Source organism: Mycobacterium sp. ML4, assembly GCF_054515735.1.
In genome coordinates this window covers 1-20,180 of sequence record NZ_JBTNSY010000042.1, presented here as the reverse complement: position 1 = coordinate 20,180, position 20,180 = coordinate 1, and the positions used below count along the sequence as shown (strand labels likewise).

Sequence of the window (20,180 nt, the reverse complement as noted above, 5' to 3'; positions counted from 1 at the left end):
ACCGGAGACGCCGAGCATCTCAGCGTCACCGACAGCGACGGAGACCCGCTACACCCAGGCTCACTGGCCCGCCCACCCACCAGCCCCCCACCCGACGTCGCACCCTGCCCCGGGCCCACCGGCGAACGCGCCCAATGGAAGTGGTACGACCCCTTCCAACCCCAACCACCACCGACGAACAATTGAGCGGGTTTAGCCGCGACCGGTAGTGCAACCGTCACCCACCTCACCGCGGCCGCGCTCTGACCCGAGCCGAGTCGGGACCGTGCGCGACGGGATGGCCAATTGCGACAAGTCCGCCGGAATCGCGGATGCGGACTACACCGGCAGGATGATCGCTGCGGTCGGCCCGAGGAAGACCGCCTGACCGCCGGGGGGAACGTAGCCGCCGGTGGGTCCGTAGATCCCTTGAATTCCCGGGCTTGTCGGACCCAACCCGTTCCACAGGTCGTTGATCCAACCGCCGGACAGCGTGTACACGGCCGCAGTGGCGCCAGGAGGGGAGAACCCGGTCACCAATTGCAGGATGAGATCGGTGATCCGGCTCAGCCCCAGCATCGAGTCGACGTGCGAGCCCCCCACGATCTCGGCCCCGACGAACTGGTTCGGATACAGGCTGACCAGTTGATTTGTGGTGGCGCCGAAGGCATTCCACGCTTGAGGCGGCGCGGCCACCGTGTAGACGGGGACACCCGCGGCCTTCAGGTTGGTGATCGCCCCGCCGAAGACCGAGGCGTTGTTGGCGACGCCGTCGAACATCACCACACCCTTGAGGTGGTTGGTGGCGCCACCGAGGTTCGCCAGGTAATTGCCGCCGGCGATCGTCGCCAGGCCACCACCGGCCGAGTGCCCGGACAGGATGAAATCTTGCGGCAGCGTGCCGAAGAACCCTGCGTGTTGTGCGCTGATGTTCAGCGCTGCCTGGGATCCCTGGAACAGTGACGCCACGCCCTGCTGCATCTCCGGGCTGCCGATAAACAGGCCGAACGGCAGCGGAATCGACGGCACGGTCGGAGTGACCACGATGCTGTTGGTCTGCCTCGCCAGATCGATCGCCAGCGGCTGGTACAACAAACCGAACGCGCCGAAACCGTGCTGCAGGTAAAGCGTGCCGTTGGCAGTCACCGACCCGTTCACCTGCGTCGGGAAGTACCACCACGCGGGAGCGGGATAGTTGAACTGGGGAATCGTGATCCCCAGGAAAGAGCTGGGGCCAATCGGGATCTGCAGGAACGAGAACCCGATCCGCACCCCGGTGACTCCCCCCGTGCCGGGGGCGGCGAGGGTTACTGTCGAAGGGAAGTTGATCACCCGGCCCAGACCCACGGCGTCGGTGCCCGCGTTGAGTACTGCTCCGAGCATCGCGACACCCGTGCCGTTGACCAGCGGAGCCGGCAGCAGTTGTCGAATTGGCGCCGGAAGCAGGCTTTCGGCCTGCTGCAGGAGAGATTGCAGCGGCGACGCGTTCGCGGCCTCAGCGGCCGCGTAGGCGGCACCGGCCGCGCTCACCGCACGCTCGAAGGCGCTGTGAAACTGTGTCGTCGTCCGCGCGGTCAGTGCCTGCAACTCATCGGCATAACTGCCGAAAAAGTTCGCGATGGCCGCCGACACCTCGTCGGCTGCGGCCGCCGCGATGCCCGTCGTCGAGGGCGCCGCCGCGGCCGCGGCGCCTTCGATCGCCTCCCGGATGCCGGCCAAGTCCCCCGACGCCAAGGCCAAAGCTTCAGGCGCGGCAATCACGTACGACGACATCGGCGGCTCCCATTCCCCGGTGGCCCGACAATCTCAGGACTGCTGCCAAATGCTACGAGTTCGGACGCGATTTAGTTCACAAATTGAACGATTTGACCGGAATGCGGGACCCGGACGTTGTCCGCGACACCGTGGCCGGCGGCATAGGCCGAAATGCCCTATCCGCGCCCGTTTGGCTGCGCGATCATCTGCATAGTGATCGGCCGCTCTCGAGTGAGGTCAGAATGGCGCCTTTGATGAGTCGCCGTGCGGTGCTGGCGATGTTCGGCGCGTTGGCGGCAGGCGGTGCGCTCGGCCTCGCCCACGTCATCCGCGGCCTGGCCGGACCGTCCACGACGAGGGTGCGCCTCGTCAATGGGCCCGGCGACGGTGGGATGGGTGTCGGCGCCGCCGACATGCAGGTCTATCGGGACATGTTCGCCCGGCACAACGAGATCACGCGCACAGTGGAAGAAATACCGGGTGGCGTGCGCACGACCACCGAGTCAACCTCGCCCGACCTGGCCGCGCAGTTGCAGGCCCACGTCTCCAACATGTACGTGCGGTTAGGGCAGGGCTCGGAGGTCATGTGCATGAGCCCCACGCTGCCGGCACTTTTTCGCAGCGCCGGCGGATATCGTCGCCGGCTCACGTTCACTCCGACCGGGGTGGTCGCCGAGGAGACGGCTGATGACCCCTATCTCGTTCAGACGATCCGCGCGCATGCCGAGGAGGTCAGCGGCTTCGTGCGCGACGGGATGCCCGCGATGATGCAGGGGATGATGGGCGGCATGATGGGCCCGGGCGGCATGATGGGCCCCGGCGGCATGATGGGACCGCACCATCGGCAATAGGGCCGCCCTGACGGCCGATCTGGAACGGGTGCGCGCCGACTTCCATTATCTGTTGAGCGTCGTCGGCGAGGACGAGTGGGACAGCGCGACGTCCGAGACGAAATGGACCAACGAACAACTGTTGTTCCACATGGTCTTCGGCTACATGGTCGTGCTGCGGTTATTGAGCCTCGTGCGGATTTTCGGGCGACTTCCGGATGCGTTCAGCCGGAACTACGCTCGGATGCTGAATTCCGCCGCACAGCCCTTCCACCTCATCAATTACTACGGAACGTGCCTGGCTGCGTCGTTCTACAACCGAAATCGCATGGGCGCCAAGATGGATCGAACGATCGGGAGCCTGCAACGGCGGATCGCCGGCCTCGATGACACCGAGTTGAGAAGGGGCATGTTCTTTCCCACTCGTTGGGACCCTTACTTCCGCGAATATATGAGCCTTGCCGACGTGTGCTGGTATCCCGGCCGCCACTACGGTTACCACCGACGGCAACTGCGACTGTCGAACGGCAGCAGCGCTTGATCAGGCGCTCGGTGAGTCAGCCCAGGGCACCCGGCACGCGTCGCCGGAGTTGAAGCCCTGCTCGGTGATACCCAATGCCGAGTACATCCGTGCCCGCATGTTCTCGACGCCGATCTGGTAGGTCAGCTCAATCACCCCGGCCTCACCGAAGCGGGCGCGCAGATCGTCGACCTGTTCGTCGGTGACCGAATGCGGGTCGGTGGTCATGGCGTCGGCGTAGGCGATGGCGGCGCGCTCCTCGTCGGAGAACAGCGGCGAAGTCGCGTAATCATCGATGTCCTTGAGTCGCTCGATGTCCAATCCGTCCAGCCGCTGCAACATCTCCCCGAAGTCGACACACCACGAGCAGCCGACGGTCCGCGCGGTCCAGAACACCGCCAATTCGCGCACGCTGGCCGGCAGAGTGCGTGACGCGCTCTGCAGCATCATCTCGTGCACGGCGTTGGCGACCAGCAACCGAGGGTGGTGCGCTGCGACGGTGAATGGTTCGGGCACTTCGCCGAAGCGTCGCTTGGCGACCCGGTACATGGCGCGTACCAGCAGTCCGGCGCTGTTGGGAGGCAAGGGTTGAATGCGGGTTTTCTGCGTCATACCTCTGAGACGAGACGGTCTGCCGAGTTGTGACAAGGACGGCTCCAAGAATCCGCCAAGGATCCACCAAGTGCCGCGGCGGAGTCTGGGCCGGTGGAGCAGGCAACGTCTTCGTATTGGGCTTTTACCGAATTCCCGCAGCTGAAAGAACTCGAGGACTGGACGCTTGAAGAGGTTCTGGTCGCCGGCTCGCGGCTGGATCAGACAGGCATCCGCGCCGCGGTCGACGCGGTCTTCGACGCCAACCCCACCCTTGGTGCGGTGTTCGAGCCCAGCCGGGACCGGTGGCTGTCACGCCCGGGCGGTTGCTGGAGCTGGGCGGTGGAGCCGCCCGGCGTCGGCGTCTCGGAGGTGATCGCCAGGCAACGCGCCAGCTACGACATGCGCACCGGACGACTGTTCGCGGTGTCGCTGCTCCCGGGTGCACCGGATCGGTTGGTGCTGACCGCAAGCCGACTGTGTGTCGACGAGGAGTCGTGGAACGGCGTGATCGAAGCGCTGGTGGCAGCGTACGCAGCGTCCAAAGAAGGGGCGAAGCTGGCTAGAAATCAAGGCGGGTACTCATGGGTGTGGCGGCGGGCACGTCGCCGGCGGCGATCACCGTCCGCGCGACCGGGGTCAGCGCGCTGAACACGGCCTGCAGTTCGTCGTCGTCGAGCGCATCGAACGCACGCAGCGCCAAAGCGTCCGTGGTGGACTCGATCTCGTGCTTGAGATCACGTCCCGCCGAAGTCAACGCGCCTCGGGCATCGAGCAGCCCGCGGTCCGCAAGGCTGTGCCGGCAGGTCTCCCACTCGTCTTCGTCATAGTGACGCGAACGCTTCATGAATTCCTCGGACACGGCGCTGGCCGCCGTGTGAAAGACGTTCGACTCGCGGCCCGTGATCCCCGCGGCCACCAGCGCGGCTACGTGCCCGTCGCCCCGGTGCTCGCGCAATAGGGTGCTCGCGTGCCACAGCGCCGCCACCGGTTCGGACGGCACCGGCAAGGCCACGTTGGCAGCAAACAACGCGCGGCCGTCGACTGCCGCGGCAAGTGCGGTCCGAACCGCCAATTGTGCTGCCACCGTGACGTTTTCATCTTCTGAAACTCCGCAGCGGCGCAGCGCCGCCACCGCTGAATCCAGGCGCGCGCCGAGCGCGGCGGTCGGCCCGGCGATCTCCCACGCCGCCGGAAGTGATTTGGCCACCCGAGCGTGCGCGAAATTGTAGAAGACAGCCGTCACCACCTCCGCTGGCACCGCACCCAACGGGGCCGAACGTGCGGCGAAATACCCCATCCAGAACCCGCGATATCCCACACTGTCCATTGCCGCTCGCGCTTCGGGTGCGAAGTACGTCAACGCGTGGATCGGTTCGAAGCGGTCGTACAACCGCCGGGCGAGCGCAGGGGTTCGGTGCGCGCTCAACGGGAGAACATCACCGCGCGCTTGACTTCCTGGATCGCCTTGGTCACCTGGATGCCGCGCGGGCAGGACTCGGTGCAGTTGAACGTGGTACGGCAGCGCCACACCCCGTCCACCTCGTTGAGGATGTCGAGGCGCTGCGCCGCGGCTTCGTCTCGGCTGTCGAAGATGAACCGGTGGGCGTTGACGATCGCCGCCGGGCCGAAGTAGCTGCCCTCGTACCAGAACACCGGGCAACTGGTCGTACAGCAGGCGCACAGAATGCACTTGGTGGTGTCGTCGTAGCGGGCGCGGTCGGTGGGGCTCTGAATGCGTTCGCGGGTGGGCGGGTTGCCCGTGGTGATCAGGTAGGGCTTGATCGCCCGGTAGGCATCGAAGAACGGCTCCATGTCGACCACGAGGTCTTTTTCCACCGGCAGGCCGCGGATCGGCTCGATCGTGACGGTCAGCTTCTTGCCCGGTTTTTTCGGCAGCAGATCGCGCATCAGCACCTTGCAGGCCAACCGGTTGAGCCCGTTGATCCGCATCGCGTCCGACCCGCACACGCCGTGCGCGCAGGACCGCCGAAAGGTCAGGGTCCCGTCCAGATAGCCCTTGACGTACAGCAGCAGGTTCAGCAACCGGTCGCTGGGCAGGCAGGGCACCCGGAAGCTCTGCCAGCCACCCGTTGCCGCGAACCTCTCCGGATCGTCGGGATTGAACCGGGCGATCTTCAGGGTCACCATCACCGCGCCCTCGGGCACCGGCGGCAACGGCGGGTCGGATGTATCGACCTGTGTCTCGACAGACATCAGTACTTCCGCTCCTTCGGCTCGTAGCGGGTCTGCACGACGGGTTTGAAGTCCAGCCTGATGTCGCTGAGCAGGTCGCTGCCTTCCTTGTATGCCATGGTGTGCCGCATGTAGTTGACGTCGTCGCGGTTGGGGTAGTCCTCGCGGGCGTGGCCGCCGCGCGACTCCTTTCGGTTGAGCGCGCCCACCACGGTGACTTCGGCCAGCTCCAGCAGGAAGCCCAGCTCGATGGCCTCCAGCAGGTCGCTGTTGAAGCGTCTTCCTTTATCGTGCACCGTGATCCGGGAGTACCGCTCCTTGAGCGCGTGGATGTCGGTGAGCGCCTGCTTCAGCGTTTCCTCAGTGCGGAACACCGCGGCGTTGTTGTCCATCGACTGCTGCAGGGCGCTGCGGATGTCAGCGACGCGTTCGTTGCCGTGCTCGGAGAGGATGTCGCGCACCCAGCCGACCACCATGGCGGCCGGATCCGGCGGCATGTCCGTGAAGTCGTGGCTCCGGGCATAGTGGACCGCGGCGATGCCGGCGCGGCGCCCGAAGACGTTGATGTCCAGCAGCGAGTTGGTGCCCAGTCGGTTGGCGCCGTGCACCGACACACACGCACACTCACCGGCCGCGAACAGGCCGGGCACGGTGTTGGTGTTGTCGCGCAACACCTGTCCGGTGACGGTGGTCGGGATGCCGCCCATCACGTAGTGACAGGTGGGGTAGACCGGCACCAACTCGTGCACCGGGTCAACGCCGAGGTAGGTCCGGGCGAACTCGGTGATGTCAGGCAGCTTGGCTTCCAGGACGTCCTCGCCGAGATGACGGACGTCGATATAGACGTAGTCCTTATTCGGTCCGGCGCCGCGACCCTCCAGCACCTCGAGCACCATCGAGCGGGCGACGATGTCGCGTGGTGCCAGGTCGACGATCGTCGGGGCGTAGCGCTCCATGAAACGTTCGCCGTCGGCGTTGAGCAACCGCCCTCCCTCGCCGCGCACCGCTTCGGAGATCAGGATGCCCAGACCCGCCAGGCCGGTGGGGTGGAATTGGTGGAATTCCATGTCCTCCAACGGAAGTCCTTTACGGAACACGATGCCGATGCCGTCGCCGGTCAGGGTGTGCGCGTTGGAGGTGGTCTTGTACATTCGCCCGGAGCCGCCGGTCGCCAGCACGATCGCCTTCGCGTGAAAGACATGGATGGTGCCCGTCGCCAACTCGTAGGCCACGACCCCGGTGGCCACCGGGCCGGTGGGGGTCTGGGTGAGGGCCAGATCCAGTGCGTAGAACTCGTTGAAGAACTGCACGTCGTGCTTGACGCAGTTCTGGTACAGCGTCTGCAGGATCATGTGGCCGGTGCGGTCGGCCGCGTAACAGGCCCGGCGCACCGGCGCTTTGCCGTGATCGCGGGTGTGACCGCCGAACCGGCGCTGATCGATACGACCCTCGGGGGTGCGGTTGAACGGCATCCCCATCTTTTCCAGGTCGAGCACCGCGTCGATCGCCTCTTTGCACATGATCTCCACCGCATCCTGGTCGGCGAGATAATCGCCGCCCTTGACGGTGTCGAAGGTGTGCCATTCCCAGTTGTCTTCTTCGACGTTGGCCAGCGCGGCGCACATGCCGCCCTGTGCCGCGCCGGTGTGGCTGCGGGTCGGGTACAGCTTGGTGAGCACCGCTGTGCGGACCGCAGGGCCCGCCTCCACCGCGGCACGCATGCCGGCGCCCCCGGCGCCGACGATCACCACGTCGTATCGGTGTTGCTCGATCACCGCAGCCACCGACGAGGCAGTGGGGACACCTCAGGCCGCGTAGCGGCGAGGGGGACGAAGCGATGAGGGGGCACCTCCCGCTTGCGGGGGAGAGGTGGCTCAAACATGTTGGCCTTTCACGAGAATGTCGCCTTTCACGAAATGTTGGGGTTGAACGTCATCAACACATACGTCCCGAGCATCAACGTGAACACCATCGACACCGTCAGCAGTGCGTTCAGCCAGAACCGGGTGATGTTCTTGCGGCTGTAATCGTCGATGATGGTGCGAATGCCGTTGCCGCCGTGCAACTGTGCCAGCCACAGCAGCAGCAGGTCCCACACCTGCCAGAACGGCGAGGCCCACCGCTGCGCCACGAAGTTGAAATCCAGGCGGTACACCCCGTTGTCCCACATCAGCATGATGAACAGGTGCCCGACCGCCAGGAACACCAGCGCGATGCCGGAGAACCGCATGAAGAGCCACGCGAACTTCTCGAAGTTCGGGATGCCGGCGCGGCGGCGCGGCGAACGAGGGTTGTCCAGGCTGGCCGGACGGTAGTAGCTGCGTTGCCGCACCGGTGCCTGCTGGCTTGGTCCCTTTTGAAGTCCGAGTTGAAGGTCGGGACTGCTCATGTGAAGTGCTCCCACATGTGGATGCCGGTGACCACGCCGGCCATCACCAGCATCACCAGGAACGTCACCGCGACGATCCACAACATCCGTCGCTGGTAGCGGGGGCCTTCGGACCAGAAATCGATCAGGATCACCCGGATCCCGTTGAGCGCGTGGAAGCCTACGGCGGCCACTAGGCCGTATTCCATCAGGCCGACGACCGGGGTCTTGTAGTCGGCCAACACGGTGTTGTATGCCTGCGGGCTGACCCGCAGCACGGCCGAGTCCAGGACGTGGACGAACAGGAAGAAGAAGATCGTGGCCCCGCTGATGCGGTGCAGCACCCACGCCCACATGCCGGGGTCTCCGCGGTACAGGGTCCGCGGTGGCTTGCGCTTGCGTGACGTTTCCGAGACTGGCGGATCCGTGGTTGCCGTCTTCAAAACCACCTGAGTGCTCACCTCATCCACACCGTTGGGAAACCGGCTGATAAAGGGCCATCGCCGGCAATCGCGAGCTTAGCTCGGCGAAGGTTGCCCGCGGTAGCTCAACAATGTGATCCACCTCGTGTGTCGGGGCCGGGCTAGGGTGGGCTCGGAGAGTCAGACCCAACGGCGAACAGAGTTGCACAGTGTCGGATGTTGATTGGGATACGTTGCGGGACAAGGCAGTTGCTGCTTGCGCGGAAGCGTACGCACCGTATTCGCGGTTCCAGGTCGGGGCGGCCGCGCTGGTCGACGATGGGCGTATTGTCACCGGCTGCAATGTGGAGAATGTCTCATATGGTCTTGGTCTCTGTGCCGAGTGCGGGGTGGTGTGCGCGCTGCACTCCGGCGGCGGCGGCCGATTGCTGGCGCTGGCGTGTGTGGACTCCGGCGGTTCGCTGTTGATGCCGTGCGGAAGATGCCGTCAGGTGCTGCTCGAACACGGTGGCCCGGAAATGTTGATCGACCATCCTGCCGGTGCGCGGCCACTCGGGGAGCTGCTGCCCGACGCCTTCGGTCCCGACGACTTGTTCCGGCAATCCCGTTGACGGACATGACATTCGATGCGCCGACGATAATCCGCACCAAGCGGGACGGCGGCCGGTTGTCTGACGCGGCCATCGACTGGGTGATCGCGGCCTACACCGACGGCACGGTTGCGCCCGAACAGATGTCGGCCCTGCTGATGGCGATCTTTCTGCGCGGCATGGACCGCGAGGAGACCGCCCGCTGGACCGCCGCCATGCTGGCCTCGGGCCCGCGGATGGACTTCACCGATCTGGGTCTGAAGACCGTCGACAAGCACTCCACCGGTGGCGTCGGTGACAAGATCACGCTGCCGGTGGTGCCCGTCGTCGCGGCCTGCGGTGCCGCGGTGCCGCAGGCGGCCGGGCGTGGACTGGGGCACGCCGGCGGCACCCTGGACAAGCTGGAGTCCATACCGGGATTCAGCGCGACCCTGTCCAACCAGCGGCTGCGCGAACAGCTTTGCGACGTCGGGGCCGCGATCTTCGCGGCCGGCGAGCTGGCGCCGGCCGACGCCAAGCTTTACGCGCTGCGCGACATCACCGGCACCGTCGAGTCGCTGCCGTTGATCGCCAGTTCGATCATGAGTAAGAAGCTGGCCGAGGGAGCGGACGCGCTGGTGCTCGACGTCAAGGTCGGCTCGGGTGCGTACCTGAAGCCCGAAGCGCGGTCGCGCGAATTGGCGCACACCATGGTCGAGTTGGGCATTGCGCACGGGGTGCCCACCCGCGCGCTGCTCACCGACATGGAGTGCCCGTTGGGTGCAACCGTCGGGAACTCCGTCGAGGTGCAGGAGGCGCTGGAGGTACTGGCCGGCGGCGGGCCGCCCGACGTGGTGGAGCTCACCCTGCGGTTGGCCGCCGAGATGCTGGAGCTGGCCGGCGTCGACGGTGTCGACCCCGCGCAGACGCTGCGCGACGGCACGGCGATGGACCGGTTCGCCCGGCTGGTGGCCGCCCAGGGCGGCGATTTGTCGAAACCGTTGCCGATTGGTGCGTATTCGGAAACCGTGACGGCCGCGCGGGGCGGCACAATGGGCGACATTGACGCGATGGCGGTGGGGCTGGCGGCGTGGCGTCTCGGTGCGGGCAGATCCCGGCCGGGAGCGCGGGTGCAGCACGGCGCCGGCATCAAGATCCATCGGCGTCCGGGCGAGCCGGTCGCGGCGGGTGAGGTGTTGTTCACCCTCTACACCGAGACCCCGGACCGTTTCGGTCCGGCGATGGCGGAGTTGGACGGTGCCTTCAGTGTGGGCGACGACCCGCCCGCGTCCAGACCATTGATTATCGATCGGATCACGCGATGAACCTGAGCCTTGAGCAGATTCAGCAGGCGCCCAAGGCGCTGCTGCACGATCACCTGGACGGCGGACTGCGCCCGGCCACCGTGCTGGAGATCGCCGGCGAGGTCGGCTACGACGAGTTACCGGCCACCGACGCCGCGGAGTTGGCAACGTGGTTCCGGACGCGCTCGCACAGCGGTTCGCTGGAGCGCTACCTCGAGCCGTTCTCGCACACTGTCGCGGTAATGCAGACGCCGGACGCTCTGTACCGGGTCGCCTACGAGTGCGTGCAGGACCTGGCCGCGGACGCGGTGGTCTACGCCGAGATCCGGTTCGCCCCGGAGTTGCACATCAACGGCGGGCTGTCCTTCGACGAAGTCGTCGACGCGGTGCTGGCCGGTTTCACGGCGGGGGAGAAGGCGTGCGCCGCTGCGGGCACGCCGATCAAAGTACGCTGCCTGGTGACCGCGATGCGGCATGCCGCGATGTCGCGGGAGATCGCGGAGCTGGCGATCCGGTTCCGGGACAAGGGCGTCGTCGGATTCGACATCGCCGGCGCCGAGGCCGGGTACCCGCCGACCCGGCACCTGGACGCTTTCGAGTACATGCGAGACAACAACGCGCGCTTCACCATTCACGCAGGGGAGGCGTTCGGGCTACCGTCCATCCACGAGGCGATCGCTTTTTGTGGCGCCGACCGGCTGGGCCACGGGGTGCGCATCGTCGACGACATCGAGCTGAGCCCGGACGGGACCGTCTCGGTGGGCCGGCTGGCATCCATCTTGCGGGACAAGCGGATTCCGCTGGAGCTGTGTCCGAGCTCGAACGTGCAGACCGGTGCGGTGGCCAGCATCGCCGAGCACCCGTTCGACCTGCTGGCACGCAGCCGTTTTCGGGTGACGGTGAACACCGACAACCGGTTGATGAGCGACACCACGATGAGCCAGGAGATGCACCGTCTGGTACAGGCTTTCGGCTACGGCTGGGCCGACTTGCAGCGCTTCACCATCAATGCGATGAAGTCGGCGTTCATTCACTTCGACGAGCGGTTGGCGATCATCGACGAGGTGATCAAGCCGCGCTATGCGGTGCTGATCGGGTAGGTGGCCGGACTAGCCCGGGGCGCCGTCGGTGCCTGCGAGACCGTCCGTACCGGCGGTCCCCTTGATGCCGAAGACATTGAACCCTGCACCACCCGACGCCTGACCGCCCGCGCCGCCGGCGCTGCCGCTGCCGAAGCCGCCTCCGACACCGCCGCCCGCGTTGGTGCCGGCGGTGCCGGCGACGCCGGACTGGCCGACCAACAACCCTCCGGCGCCGCCGGCCCCGCCAGCGCCCCTACCACCGCCGTCGCCACCATTACCGCCGGCGCCGCCGTCCCCGCCAAGGCCGCCGTTACCGCCAAGGACGGGACCGGGTCCAGGGGTCACGGTGCTTTTTGCATCCCCGCCGCCGCCGCCAACGCCGCCGGTACCGCCACCACCACCGCTACCGCCAGCGCCGGCATTGCCGCCGAGGCCACCATTCCCGCCGTTGCCGAACAACCCCCGAGCGTTACCGCCGGCGCCACCAGCACCGCCGCCGCCGCCCGCACCGCCGAGTCCGCCGTCACCGCCGTCACCGCCGTCACCGCCGGCACTGCCTTGACTCAGGGCGCCTCCGACAGCGGTCACGAAGTTCGGGTTGCGGCTGCCACCGGCACCGCCGTTACCTCCGTTGCCGGCAGCACCGCCCTCCCCGCCGGCCCCGCCCGCTCCGCCGGCTCCGCCGCTGCCGCTCAGCAGGCCGCCAGATCCACCGCTTCCCCCGGCACCTCCGGTGCCGCCGGCGCCGCCGGACGCGCCGGCAGCGCCGTTACCGCCGTGACCGCTGGCACCTCCGACGCCAGCAAGTTCCGCTGCCCCCAAGCCGCCGGGCCCACCGGCACCGCCCGCGCCGCCCGGGACTCCGCCATCGGCTCCGTTACCGCCCGCACCGCCCGTTGCGTTGCCGTTTCCGGTGGCGGCAAAACCGCCGGTCCCGCCGGCACCTCCGGTCCCGCCGGCACCTCCGTCACCACCTGCCCCGGCGGTGGCGTTGCCGTTCGAGATCAGGGCCGCCTGACCGCCGGCGCCGCCGGTGCCACCGGTGCCATTGGGCCCGCCGTTGCCGCCGGTAGCGCCGTCACCGCCGCTGGCATTTCCCGCGCCGAAGACTTGACCGGCGCCGTTAGCCCCGGTGGGGGCCTGGGGACCGGGGGTGGGATTGACGCCGTTTTGCCCGGTCAGGCCCGCGCCGCCGCGTCCGCCCGCCCCTCCGTCACCGATCAATCCGACGGCGCTGCCGCCGCTGCCCCCAGTCCCGGGGTGCCCGCCGTTGATGCCGGCCGTCGCTGCGCCACCGACCCCGCCGGCGCCGCCGTTGCCGTACAGCCAGCCACCGGACCCGCCGGCGCCACCGGCCGACCCGGCTCCCCCGCCGCCTCCGGTACCGCCGGTGCCCCAGAATCCGGCCGCGCCGCCCGCGCCGCCGGCCACCCCGGCGGCCGTGCTGCTACCCCCGCTGCCGCCGTTGCCGTAAAGAAACCCGCCGGCGCCCCCGGGCTGACCCACCCCGTTGATTGTCTGGCCGTCGGCGCCGTTGCCGATGAGCGGGCGACCCAGCAGGGTCTGGGTGGGGGCGTTGACCACCGCGAGCATTTGTTGCTCCAGGATCTGCAACGGCGAGGCGTTGGCGGCCTCCGCGGAGGCGTATGCGGCCCTGCCCGCGGTCAGGGCCTGTACGAACTGGGCGTGGAAGACCTCAGCCTCGGTGCTGAGCGCCTGATATGCCTTTGGAGTGCGCGGAGAATAACACCGCGATCTGTCCGGACACTTCGTCGGCGGCGGCGGTCAGTCCCGTTGTCGGCCCGACCACCGCGCAATTGGCGGCGTTGATGATCGAACCAAGATCGGCTAGATCGGAAACTGCCGCCGTGAGCATCTCTGGCGACGCGATGAGAACCGACATAGCAGAGCCTCTCATCCCCGACGGTGAGCGTCGAGCAGAACCGAAGCGTACAGGCACATATGCGCGACACCTAGCCTTTCGAATGAACATGAGGTTTCACGCTCGCCATATATGAGCAAGGCTGGACGGTGCCCGTCTTGGTAGGTCGGCTGGCAACGATCCTGCTGGACAGGTGTGCTCCGCCAGAGATGTGTACGAGCTTCAACGTGCCGACCGGCGCGGGCCAGCATCGCCGAGCACCCGTTCAATCTGTTGGCCGCGCAATCGTTTTCGGGTAACTGTGACCGGTTGAGGAGCGACACCGTGATGAGCCCCTTCGGTTACGGCTGGGGCCGACTTCCAGCGCTTCACCATCAACGGATGAAGTCGGCGTTCATTTACTTCGACGAGCGGTGGTATGCGGTGCTGATCGGGTAGGTGGTCGGACTAGCCCGGGGCGCCGTCGGTGCCGGGCTGGCCGGCGGTGCCGTCGGCACCGCCTAGACCTGGAATCGGGATCCCTTTACCAAAGATATCGCCGCCCACACCGCCGGGGCTGCCACTACCGGCGGCGCCACCAAGTCCTCCGGCGCCGCCAGTGCCGTTGCCCCCGACGCCGCCCGCTTGGCCCACCAGCAACCCGCCGGAACCACCGGCGCCCCCTTCACCGCCGCTTCCGCCGTGACCGCCGTGACCACCGGTCCCGCCCCCTCCGCCGATACCGCCGTTACCGCTATAGACCGGCGCCCCGACGGCGCCGTTGACGCCGCCGCCGTTACCACCGAAACCCCCGGCACCGCCAGCAGCTCCGGCTCCGCCGACGCCGGCAGCACCACCAATTCCGCCCGTGCCGCCGTTTCCGAACAGCCTGAGGCCGCACCGCCCGCGCCGCCGGACCCACCGTTGCCACCCGCACCACCGGATCCGCCATCGCCGCCAGGACCGCCGGCGCCGCCGATGCCGCCCGCGCCGCCGGACGCCCCGTCAGCGCCGCTGCCGCCATGACCGCCCACGCCGGCGATGGCACTGCCGCTGCCTACCGCACTTCCACCGGCCCCGCCGGCACCGCCCGCGCCGCCGGGAACTGCACCGTCATCGCCGTTGCCACCCGCACCGCCAACGACGTTACCGTTGCTTGAGATAGCGAAACCCCCACTACCACCCGCGCCCCCGAAGCCGCCGGCCCCTCCGTCACCGCCGTGGCCGCCTGTCGCATCGCCTTTGCCTGGTGCGACGATGGCGCCGGTACCGCCCGCGCCGCCGCTGCCACCTTTCCCGTCGAGGCCAGCGTTGCCGCCGGTGGCGCCGTCGCCACCGGTGGCATTGGCAACCACTGAGACGCTTTGGCCTTGGCCGACGGCGCCGGTAGTGGCCTGATTACCGGGTGTTGGGGTTGACAACATCGACACCCGCCAGTCCCGCGCCGCCCGTCCCGCCGGCGCCTCCGTCGCCTACGAGCCCAACGGCGTTGCCGCCGTTACCGCCCATGCCTGAATGGCCGCCGTTGACCCCTGCGATCGCCGCCCCGCCGGTACCGCCCGCGCCGCCGTTGCCGTAGAGCCACCCGCCTGATCCGCCGCTGCCACCCGCGGCACCGCCACCGCCGGTTCCACCGAGGCCACCGTTGCCCCACAATCCCGCGGCGCCACCGGCGCCGCCGGCACGTCCGGGAGATGTAGAGTCACCGCCTCGGCCGCCGTTGCCGAAGAGGATGCCGCCCGCCCCGCCCGCCTGCCCGACTCCATTGACGGTCTGCCCGTTGGCGCCATCGCCGATCAGCGGGCGGCCGAGCAAGGCCTGGGTGGGCGCATTGACAACACCGAGCACCTGATCCTCGATGAGCTGCAGAGGCGAGGCGTTGGCGGCTTCCGCCAAGGCGTACGCGTCGGTGCCCCGGTCAGCGCGCGCACAAATTGCGCATGGAACGCGGCGGCTTCTGCGCTCACGGACCGATATCCCCGCGAGTGCCCGGAGAACAACGCCGCGATCTGCACTGAGACTTCGTCCGCCGCGGCGGCGATCAACTCCGCCGTCGGCGCGGTCGCCGTGGAGTTGGCGGCATCGATTACCGCACCGATGCCGGTGAGATCCGAAACCGCCGCCGTCAAACCCCGTGACGACGCGAAAAGAAACGACATTGCATTCCTCCCACCACCCGCGCCGTGAGCATCGGCAGAACGAACGGTACAAGTGCCGACGCGTGATGTCTTCCTTCCGGCAGAACGCGCATGGTGGCACGCGCCGCGGCCGAGGCTTCGGAACTGGAAGAGCGCCGGGGCTGCCGCGAAACAGCACTGATCCGTCCGGATTTCATCACGCAACGCTGCGGACTAGACAATAAGTCAGAATTTATGAAATGATGTCTTTCAACCGGATGATGCGGATCTAAATCGTCCTACATGTAACTGAACCTGAAGAACGCTGTCGCCAAGGAGGAAACCTGCATGTCGTTTGTGACCGTTGCGCCGGAGCTGCTTACCACCCCTGCCGGAACGCTGGAGTGCATCGGCGCGACCGTTAGCCAGGCAAACACGGCCGCCGCGCTTGCGACGGTTGAGGTGCTACCGGCGGCGGCCGACGAAGTGTCTGCGGCCATCGCGGCGCACTTCAGTCAGTACGCGCAGACTTATCACTCGATCGCAGCTGAGGCCGGCGCGATTCACCAGAGCATCGTCGACGCGTTGGCCAACAGCGGACGGGCTTACCAGGCGGCAGAAGCCATGAACGCCGCCAGCGGGCTCGCTCTTGAGTCCGCGGGCGTGAGCAACCTGGCGATGTTCGGTGCCGGCACGCCCAACGGTGTAGGAATTCCGGCTACGAACCCCATCATCGCCGACCCGATGCGGGTGATCCGCCACGTGATCGCGGCGGCATCTTCGCCGGTCCTTCTCGTGGGCAACGGTGGCGACGGTGGTGGTGGACCGGTCATGCGGCTCACGCTGCCGGCCGATGGTTTACCCAATGCGACGATTGCGGGACTGACCAACCACACCGCCACCGTCGGCTTCGGCAACCCCGGCAGCGTGAGTTCTGGAATGGCCGGTGGCGGAGGAACTGCGGGGTTGAACCCGATCGTCTGGAGTACCGACCCCACGCAAGTGATTCAGAGCCATCACTTTCCGGCAACGACGACATCAACCGGGCCCATGGTGCTGCATGGCAACGGCGGCGAAGGTGGCACCGGATGGCAGGGGCTTGCCCCGCATCCCGGGGCACCGGTGACCGGTTCACCCAACGCAACCATCGCCGCCCACCCCGCCACGGTCGGCTTCGGCACGGCGGATGCCGGGACTTCCGGTGTGAATCCCATCTGGAGTACGGACCCGACGCGGGTGTTCCACCACAACATTCCTGTGACGACCACTACGGAACCCGGCCCGATAGTGCTTCATGGCAACGGCGGCGAGGGCGGCACAGGGAGTTGGTAGGAGTTCTCGCGTCTGGTGTGGTGCGGGGGGGCTCAAACAGCGACTGCACGCCTGGCGATCTGAAAGGCCGTGGACGTGTCAGCGCATGATCCGCAAATTCGATGCTGAATTTCGAATCGTCCACAAATGCGAACCGCCGGATTGGACTTCACGAAGAAATTCCGATTTCGCAAAGCAGAGGAATACATCAATGGAACCCATGACATTTCACCCGGTCGTCGGCGATATCGGCGCACAGGTGGTTCAGATCGGCATCAGCAGCCTGCAGGCCGGAGACCGCGCAGCAATGTCGATCACCGGGCTGGCGCCCGCCGGTGCCGACGAGGTATCGATGCAGGCTGTCGCCGCTTTTCATGCAGAAGCCGCATCGGTGTTGAGCGTGAACAAAGCGGCGCAGGACGAGCTGATGCGAGCCGGTACGGCTCTTACGCAGATCGCACAGACCTACGCGGATGCCGACCAGTCGGCCGCCGATTCCCTGGTAATCAACGCGCTTCCAATGTGGAATACGTCGGGCGTGCGCTGATCCCGTTGTGCATTCGAGATCTAGGTCAAACCGAAAAGTGACCCCAGAAATGCCAGTGGCAACCAGGCCGCCAGTGCGATGTAAATCGGAATCAGCAGCAGAAATCCGAGATAGTAAAGATAAGCCAGTGATTGCCAGAACAGCTCCGTTACGCCGCTGATCAGCGATGCGAAAATCTGGTCCGGCGCCACGATGGCGGTCGCGGCGGTCAGCGGCACCAGTACGGCAGCGTTATGGGTTTCGGCAGTGGCGTACGAGTTTGCCGCGGCGCTCAATCGCTGTGCGAAATGCTCGTGATACGCCTCGGCCTGCGATGACGCCGCCAGGTAGTCCCGGCCGTGCTGGGAGAAAAGATGTGCGATGCTTGCGGACACCTCATCGGCGGCCGCCGGCAGCACTTTCTGGACCGGGATCGCCGCGCTGAGCGCGGATTGAATGGCCGCCAGGTCGGTAGTCGCGGCGGCGATGAGGTCGGGAGCCGCGATGACGGCAGCCATGAACGCTCCTTTCCCTTGAGCGCGCGGTAGACGACGGTACGACCGGTTCATGCAAACGCGTCGGGATCGAGAAGGCAAGCATGCCCACGGGGCGCGACACCGTCGTGCCGGAACCGAGATCCTCCGGAGACAGGTCTAGGTCGTTGCTGACGCCCGACGCCGGCGATGGCCGCCGACTCGCCGCTATACGGAGCTGTCCTGGCCCTTAACTCCGTCGCTGAATCCGCCCACGTAACTCAGCCCGCCGCGGCCGCCGTTGGCTACGGCGACGCTGACCGTCCCACCACCGCCGCCCTGGTTGAGGTTCGTGCCCGCGCCGGTGCCGCCGGTCCCACCCAATGCACCACTGACACCGTTGCCACCGGTCTTGACGTTCGTTCCGAAGGAGAAGCCGCCGCCGCCACCACCGCCGCCGGCGCCCGGGTCACCCGATCCACCCATTCCCCCGGTCGCCAAGGGCCTGCTGCCAACCGAAGTGCCGCCGCCGGCACCGCCGGCTCCGCCGGTGCTCCCGGTGCCGCCGCCACCGCCGCCACCGCCGAATTGCTGCCCGTTCACGAAGCTACCGCCGGCGCCTCCGCCGCCGCCGGCCCCGCCCGCGGTGCCGATTGCGCCCACCGCGGTCGCACCCGCACCGCCCTGACCACCGCCTCCGCCGGACGAAGTCTGTGAAGCTGCCGCGACGAACGCGGTGGCGGTGCCTCCGGTGCCGCCGGTGCCTCCGGTCCCGCCCGAGCCGCCGGCCCCGCCGGAGCCAATGCCGGTCCCGGCGTTTCCACCAGCGCCGCCCGCCCCGCCGCCCCCACCACCGCCGGCACCACCGGCAGTCGACGTGGTAAATGTCGTGCTGGCGCCGGCGCCGCCATTGCCACCGAGGCCGCCGGCCCCGCCGCTGCCGTTATGGCCACCACTCGGGGTGCCGCCACCCGTGCCGCCGTTTCCGCCCATGCCGCCCTGACCACCCTGACTAGCGAAACCCGGGGTGGCCACACCCTGACTGCCCGTCCCTCCTTGCCCACCGGTGCCCCCGGTACCGCCATTACCGGCGGGCCCAGCGGTCCCCAGGAACCCGCCGGCACCGGCAGCAGCAGCCGCGCCGCCTGCGCCACCGGTCCCGCCGTGGCCGCCGGACCCGGCCGGCTGTGTGATGTCTGTATTTGCGCCACCGGTGCCGCCCTGGCCTCCTTGACCGCCGGCGCCGCCTGAACCGCCGGCCCCACCAGAGCCGAACAGGCCCGTGGCCGTGCCGCCCAGTCCACCGGCTCCACCGGCTCCGGCATCGGCACCCGTTTGCCCGTTGCCTGTCGTCGCATTGCCACCCTGTCCACCAGACCCACCCGCGCCGCCGGACCCTCCGGCGCCGCCGGAATAGCCGACCAGGGCGTGCGCTATGCCACCGGCACCACCGGCGCCGCCGCTACCGCCAGGCTGGCCGGCTCCGCCCGCTGCGCCGGCGCCTCCCATCCCACCCACACCGCCGTTACCGCCCAGCCAGCCGCCGGCACCACCGGCCCCTCCGTTGCCGCCGGAGCCGCCCGCCGCTGCCGCGGCGCCGCCCGCGCCGCCTGCTCCGCCGTCACCGAACAACCCGGCCGACCCGCCCGACCCGCCCGCCTTACCTGGCGCTCCCGACCCACCGTTGCCTCCGTTGCCCCACAAGAGCCCGCCCGCGCCCCCTGCCTGGCCCGACCCGGGCGAGCCGTCAGCGCCGTTGCCGATCAGTGGGCGACCCAGCAGCGTTTGAGTCGGCGCGTTGATCAGTCCCAGGACGTCTTCTTCGACGGTCTGCAGAAGAGAAGTATTGGCGGCCTCGGCGGCCGCATAGAGTTGCCCACTCCCGTTCAGTGTCTGAAGGAACTGCCCGTGGAACTGGGCTGCTTGCGCGCTCACCGCCTGGTACTGCCGGGAGTAGTCGCCCAACAGCGCTGCTACCGCGGTGGAGACCTCATCCTGGGCGGCCGGTACGAGCTGCGACGTCCATCGCGTCGCCGCGGACGCTTGCTCTATCGCGTGCCGGACCTGCGTCAAAGCCGCCGACGCCGCGTCCAGCTCCGCGGGCACCACCACAAACACCGACATCTACCAGCCTCCTGACACGAATAGCAGTGAAGACGCCGAAGCTGAGATGAACGTACGCCGTTCAGACGACAAGTACTTCGTTCTGCGATTACGGGTTCGCTCAGTGGCCTGCCGGGACTGCTCGCGCCTGAGCCGCGACGCTCACGGATCGG

Annotated in this window: 16 protein-coding genes and 5 pseudogenes; 10 read left to right on the top strand and 11 right to left on the bottom strand. The window is 67.7% G+C overall.

Annotated elements, in window-relative coordinates:
• Window positions 1-186, top strand: a pseudogene (locus ACX9NE_RS27990) (hypothetical protein); the annotation flags it as partial.
• A gap of 132 nt (window positions 187-318) precedes the next feature.
• On the opposite strand, the gene ACX9NE_RS27985 reads toward ACX9NE_RS27990, so the two are convergent.
• Complete coding sequence (locus ACX9NE_RS27985; protein WP_459364990.1) at window positions 319-1,752, bottom strand: PE domain-containing protein; 1,434 nt, start codon at window positions 1,750-1,752, stop codon at window positions 319-321.
• Window positions 1,753-1,988: 236 nt separating this feature from the next.
• Between ACX9NE_RS27985 and ACX9NE_RS27980 the strand changes: the two genes are divergently transcribed.
• Together ACX9NE_RS27980 and ACX9NE_RS27975 are read left to right on the top strand one after the other, a co-directional pair.
• Window positions 1,989-2,585 (top strand): hypothetical protein, encoded by a 597-nt coding sequence (locus ACX9NE_RS27980; protein WP_459364989.1) that lies wholly within the window; start codon window positions 1,989-1,991, stop codon window positions 2,583-2,585.
• Between the two features lie 28 nt (window positions 2,586-2,613).
• Window positions 2,614-3,105, top strand: a complete 492-nt coding sequence (locus ACX9NE_RS27975) for a DinB family protein (protein ID WP_459364988.1) — start codon at window positions 2,614-2,616, stop codon at window positions 3,103-3,105.
• On the opposite strand, the pseudogene ACX9NE_RS27970 reads toward ACX9NE_RS27975, so the two are convergent.
• Window positions 3,106-3,729 (bottom strand): annotated as a pseudogene (locus ACX9NE_RS27970) (carboxymuconolactone decarboxylase family protein); the annotation flags it as partial.
• Window positions 3,730-3,789: 60 nt separating this feature from the next.
• On the opposite strand from ACX9NE_RS27970, the gene ACX9NE_RS27965 reads away from it, so the two are divergent.
• Entirely contained in the window at window positions 3,790-4,326 is a 537-nt protein-coding gene (locus ACX9NE_RS27965) for a hypothetical protein (RefSeq protein WP_459364987.1), read from the top strand.
• Here the strand turns inward: ACX9NE_RS27965 and ACX9NE_RS27960 are convergent.
• From ACX9NE_RS27960 to sdhC, 5 genes are all read right to left on the bottom strand, one after another.
• Window positions 4,238-5,104, bottom strand: a complete 867-nt coding sequence (locus ACX9NE_RS27960; protein ID WP_459364986.1) for an SCO6745 family protein — start codon at window positions 5,102-5,104, stop codon at window positions 4,238-4,240. The genes ACX9NE_RS27965 and ACX9NE_RS27960 overlap by 89 nt on opposite strands.
• The gene (locus tag ACX9NE_RS27955) at window positions 5,101-5,892 is read right to left on the bottom strand and encodes a succinate dehydrogenase iron-sulfur subunit (protein WP_459364985.1); all 792 of its coding nucleotides are present in this window, start codon (window positions 5,890-5,892) and stop codon (window positions 5,101-5,103) included. The genes ACX9NE_RS27960 and ACX9NE_RS27955 overlap by 4 nt, the downstream gene beginning before the upstream one ends.
• The gene (sdhA, locus tag ACX9NE_RS27950; protein WP_459364984.1) at window positions 5,892-7,646 is read right to left on the bottom strand and encodes a succinate dehydrogenase flavoprotein subunit; all 1,755 of its coding nucleotides are present in this window, start codon (window positions 7,644-7,646) and stop codon (window positions 5,892-5,894) included. The genes ACX9NE_RS27955 and sdhA overlap by 1 nt, the downstream gene beginning before the upstream one ends.
• 134 nt (window positions 7,647-7,780) lie before the next feature.
• Window positions 7,781-8,260 carry a succinate dehydrogenase hydrophobic membrane anchor subunit gene (locus tag ACX9NE_RS27945; protein ID WP_459364983.1) on the bottom strand — a complete coding sequence of 160 codons (480 nt, stop codon included), beginning with the start codon at window positions 8,258-8,260 and terminating at the stop codon, window positions 7,781-7,783.
• Entirely contained in the window at window positions 8,257-8,595 is a 339-nt protein-coding gene (gene sdhC, locus ACX9NE_RS27940) for a succinate dehydrogenase, cytochrome b556 subunit (protein WP_459364991.1), read from the bottom strand. Before sdhC ends, ACX9NE_RS27945 begins: the two co-directional genes overlap by 4 nt.
• Window positions 8,596-8,870: 275 nt before the next feature.
• Here sdhC and ACX9NE_RS27935 point away from each other — a divergent pair, with 275 nt between their 5' ends.
• Genes ACX9NE_RS27935 through ACX9NE_RS27925 form a run of 3 tightly spaced genes read left to right on the top strand, consistent with a single transcriptional unit; the run spans window position 8,871 to window position 11,634 of the window.
• Window positions 8,871-9,272: a cytidine deaminase gene (locus ACX9NE_RS27935; RefSeq protein WP_459364982.1), complete on the top strand. Its 402-nt coding sequence runs from the start codon at window positions 8,871-8,873 to the stop codon at window positions 9,270-9,272.
• Window positions 9,269-10,555: a thymidine phosphorylase gene (locus ACX9NE_RS27930; protein WP_459364981.1), complete on the top strand. Its 1,287-nt coding sequence runs from the start codon at window positions 9,269-9,271 to the stop codon at window positions 10,553-10,555. Before ACX9NE_RS27935 ends, ACX9NE_RS27930 begins: the two co-directional genes overlap by 4 nt.
• A complete protein-coding gene (locus tag ACX9NE_RS27925) occupies window positions 10,552-11,634 on the top strand; it encodes an adenosine deaminase (protein ID WP_459364980.1) in 1,083 nt (360 codons plus the stop codon). The genes ACX9NE_RS27930 and ACX9NE_RS27925 overlap by 4 nt, the downstream gene beginning before the upstream one ends.
• A gap of 9 nt (window positions 11,635-11,643) precedes the next feature.
• On the opposite strand, the pseudogene ACX9NE_RS27920 reads toward ACX9NE_RS27925, so the two are convergent.
• Window positions 11,644-13,519: pseudogene (locus ACX9NE_RS27920) on the bottom strand (PE family protein).
• 134 nt (window positions 13,520-13,653) lie between these two features.
• Between ACX9NE_RS27920 and ACX9NE_RS27915 the strand changes: the two are divergent.
• Window positions 13,654-13,936: pseudogene (locus ACX9NE_RS27915) on the top strand (adenosine deaminase); the annotation flags it as partial.
• 9 nt (window positions 13,937-13,945) lie between these two features.
• Here ACX9NE_RS27915 and ACX9NE_RS27910 read toward each other — a convergent pair.
• Window positions 13,946-15,636, bottom strand: a pseudogene (locus ACX9NE_RS27910) (PE family protein).
• A gap of 306 nt (window positions 15,637-15,942) precedes the next feature.
• Between ACX9NE_RS27910 and ACX9NE_RS27905 the strand changes: the two are divergent.
• The gene (locus tag ACX9NE_RS27905) at window positions 15,943-16,926 is read left to right on the top strand and encodes a PE family protein (protein ID WP_459364979.1); all 984 of its coding nucleotides are present in this window, start codon (window positions 15,943-15,945) and stop codon (window positions 16,924-16,926) included.
• Between the two features lie 85 nt (window positions 16,927-17,011).
• Window positions 17,012-17,452, top strand: a complete 441-nt coding sequence (locus tag ACX9NE_RS27900; RefSeq protein ID WP_459364978.1) for a PE family protein — start codon at window positions 17,012-17,014, stop codon at window positions 17,450-17,452.
• A gap of 20 nt (window positions 17,453-17,472) precedes the next feature.
• Here the strand turns inward: ACX9NE_RS27900 and ACX9NE_RS27895 are convergent, their stop codons facing one another.
• Together ACX9NE_RS27895 and ACX9NE_RS27890 are read right to left on the bottom strand one after the other, a co-directional pair.
• Entirely contained in the window at window positions 17,473-17,949 is a 477-nt protein-coding gene (locus ACX9NE_RS27895) for a PE family protein (RefSeq protein WP_459364977.1), read from the bottom strand.
• 183 nt (window positions 17,950-18,132) lie between these two features.
• The gene (locus tag ACX9NE_RS27890) at window positions 18,133-20,028 is read right to left on the bottom strand and encodes a PE family protein (RefSeq protein WP_459364976.1); all 1,896 of its coding nucleotides are present in this window, start codon (window positions 20,026-20,028) and stop codon (window positions 18,133-18,135) included.
• Window positions 20,029-20,180 lie beyond the last annotated feature (152 nt).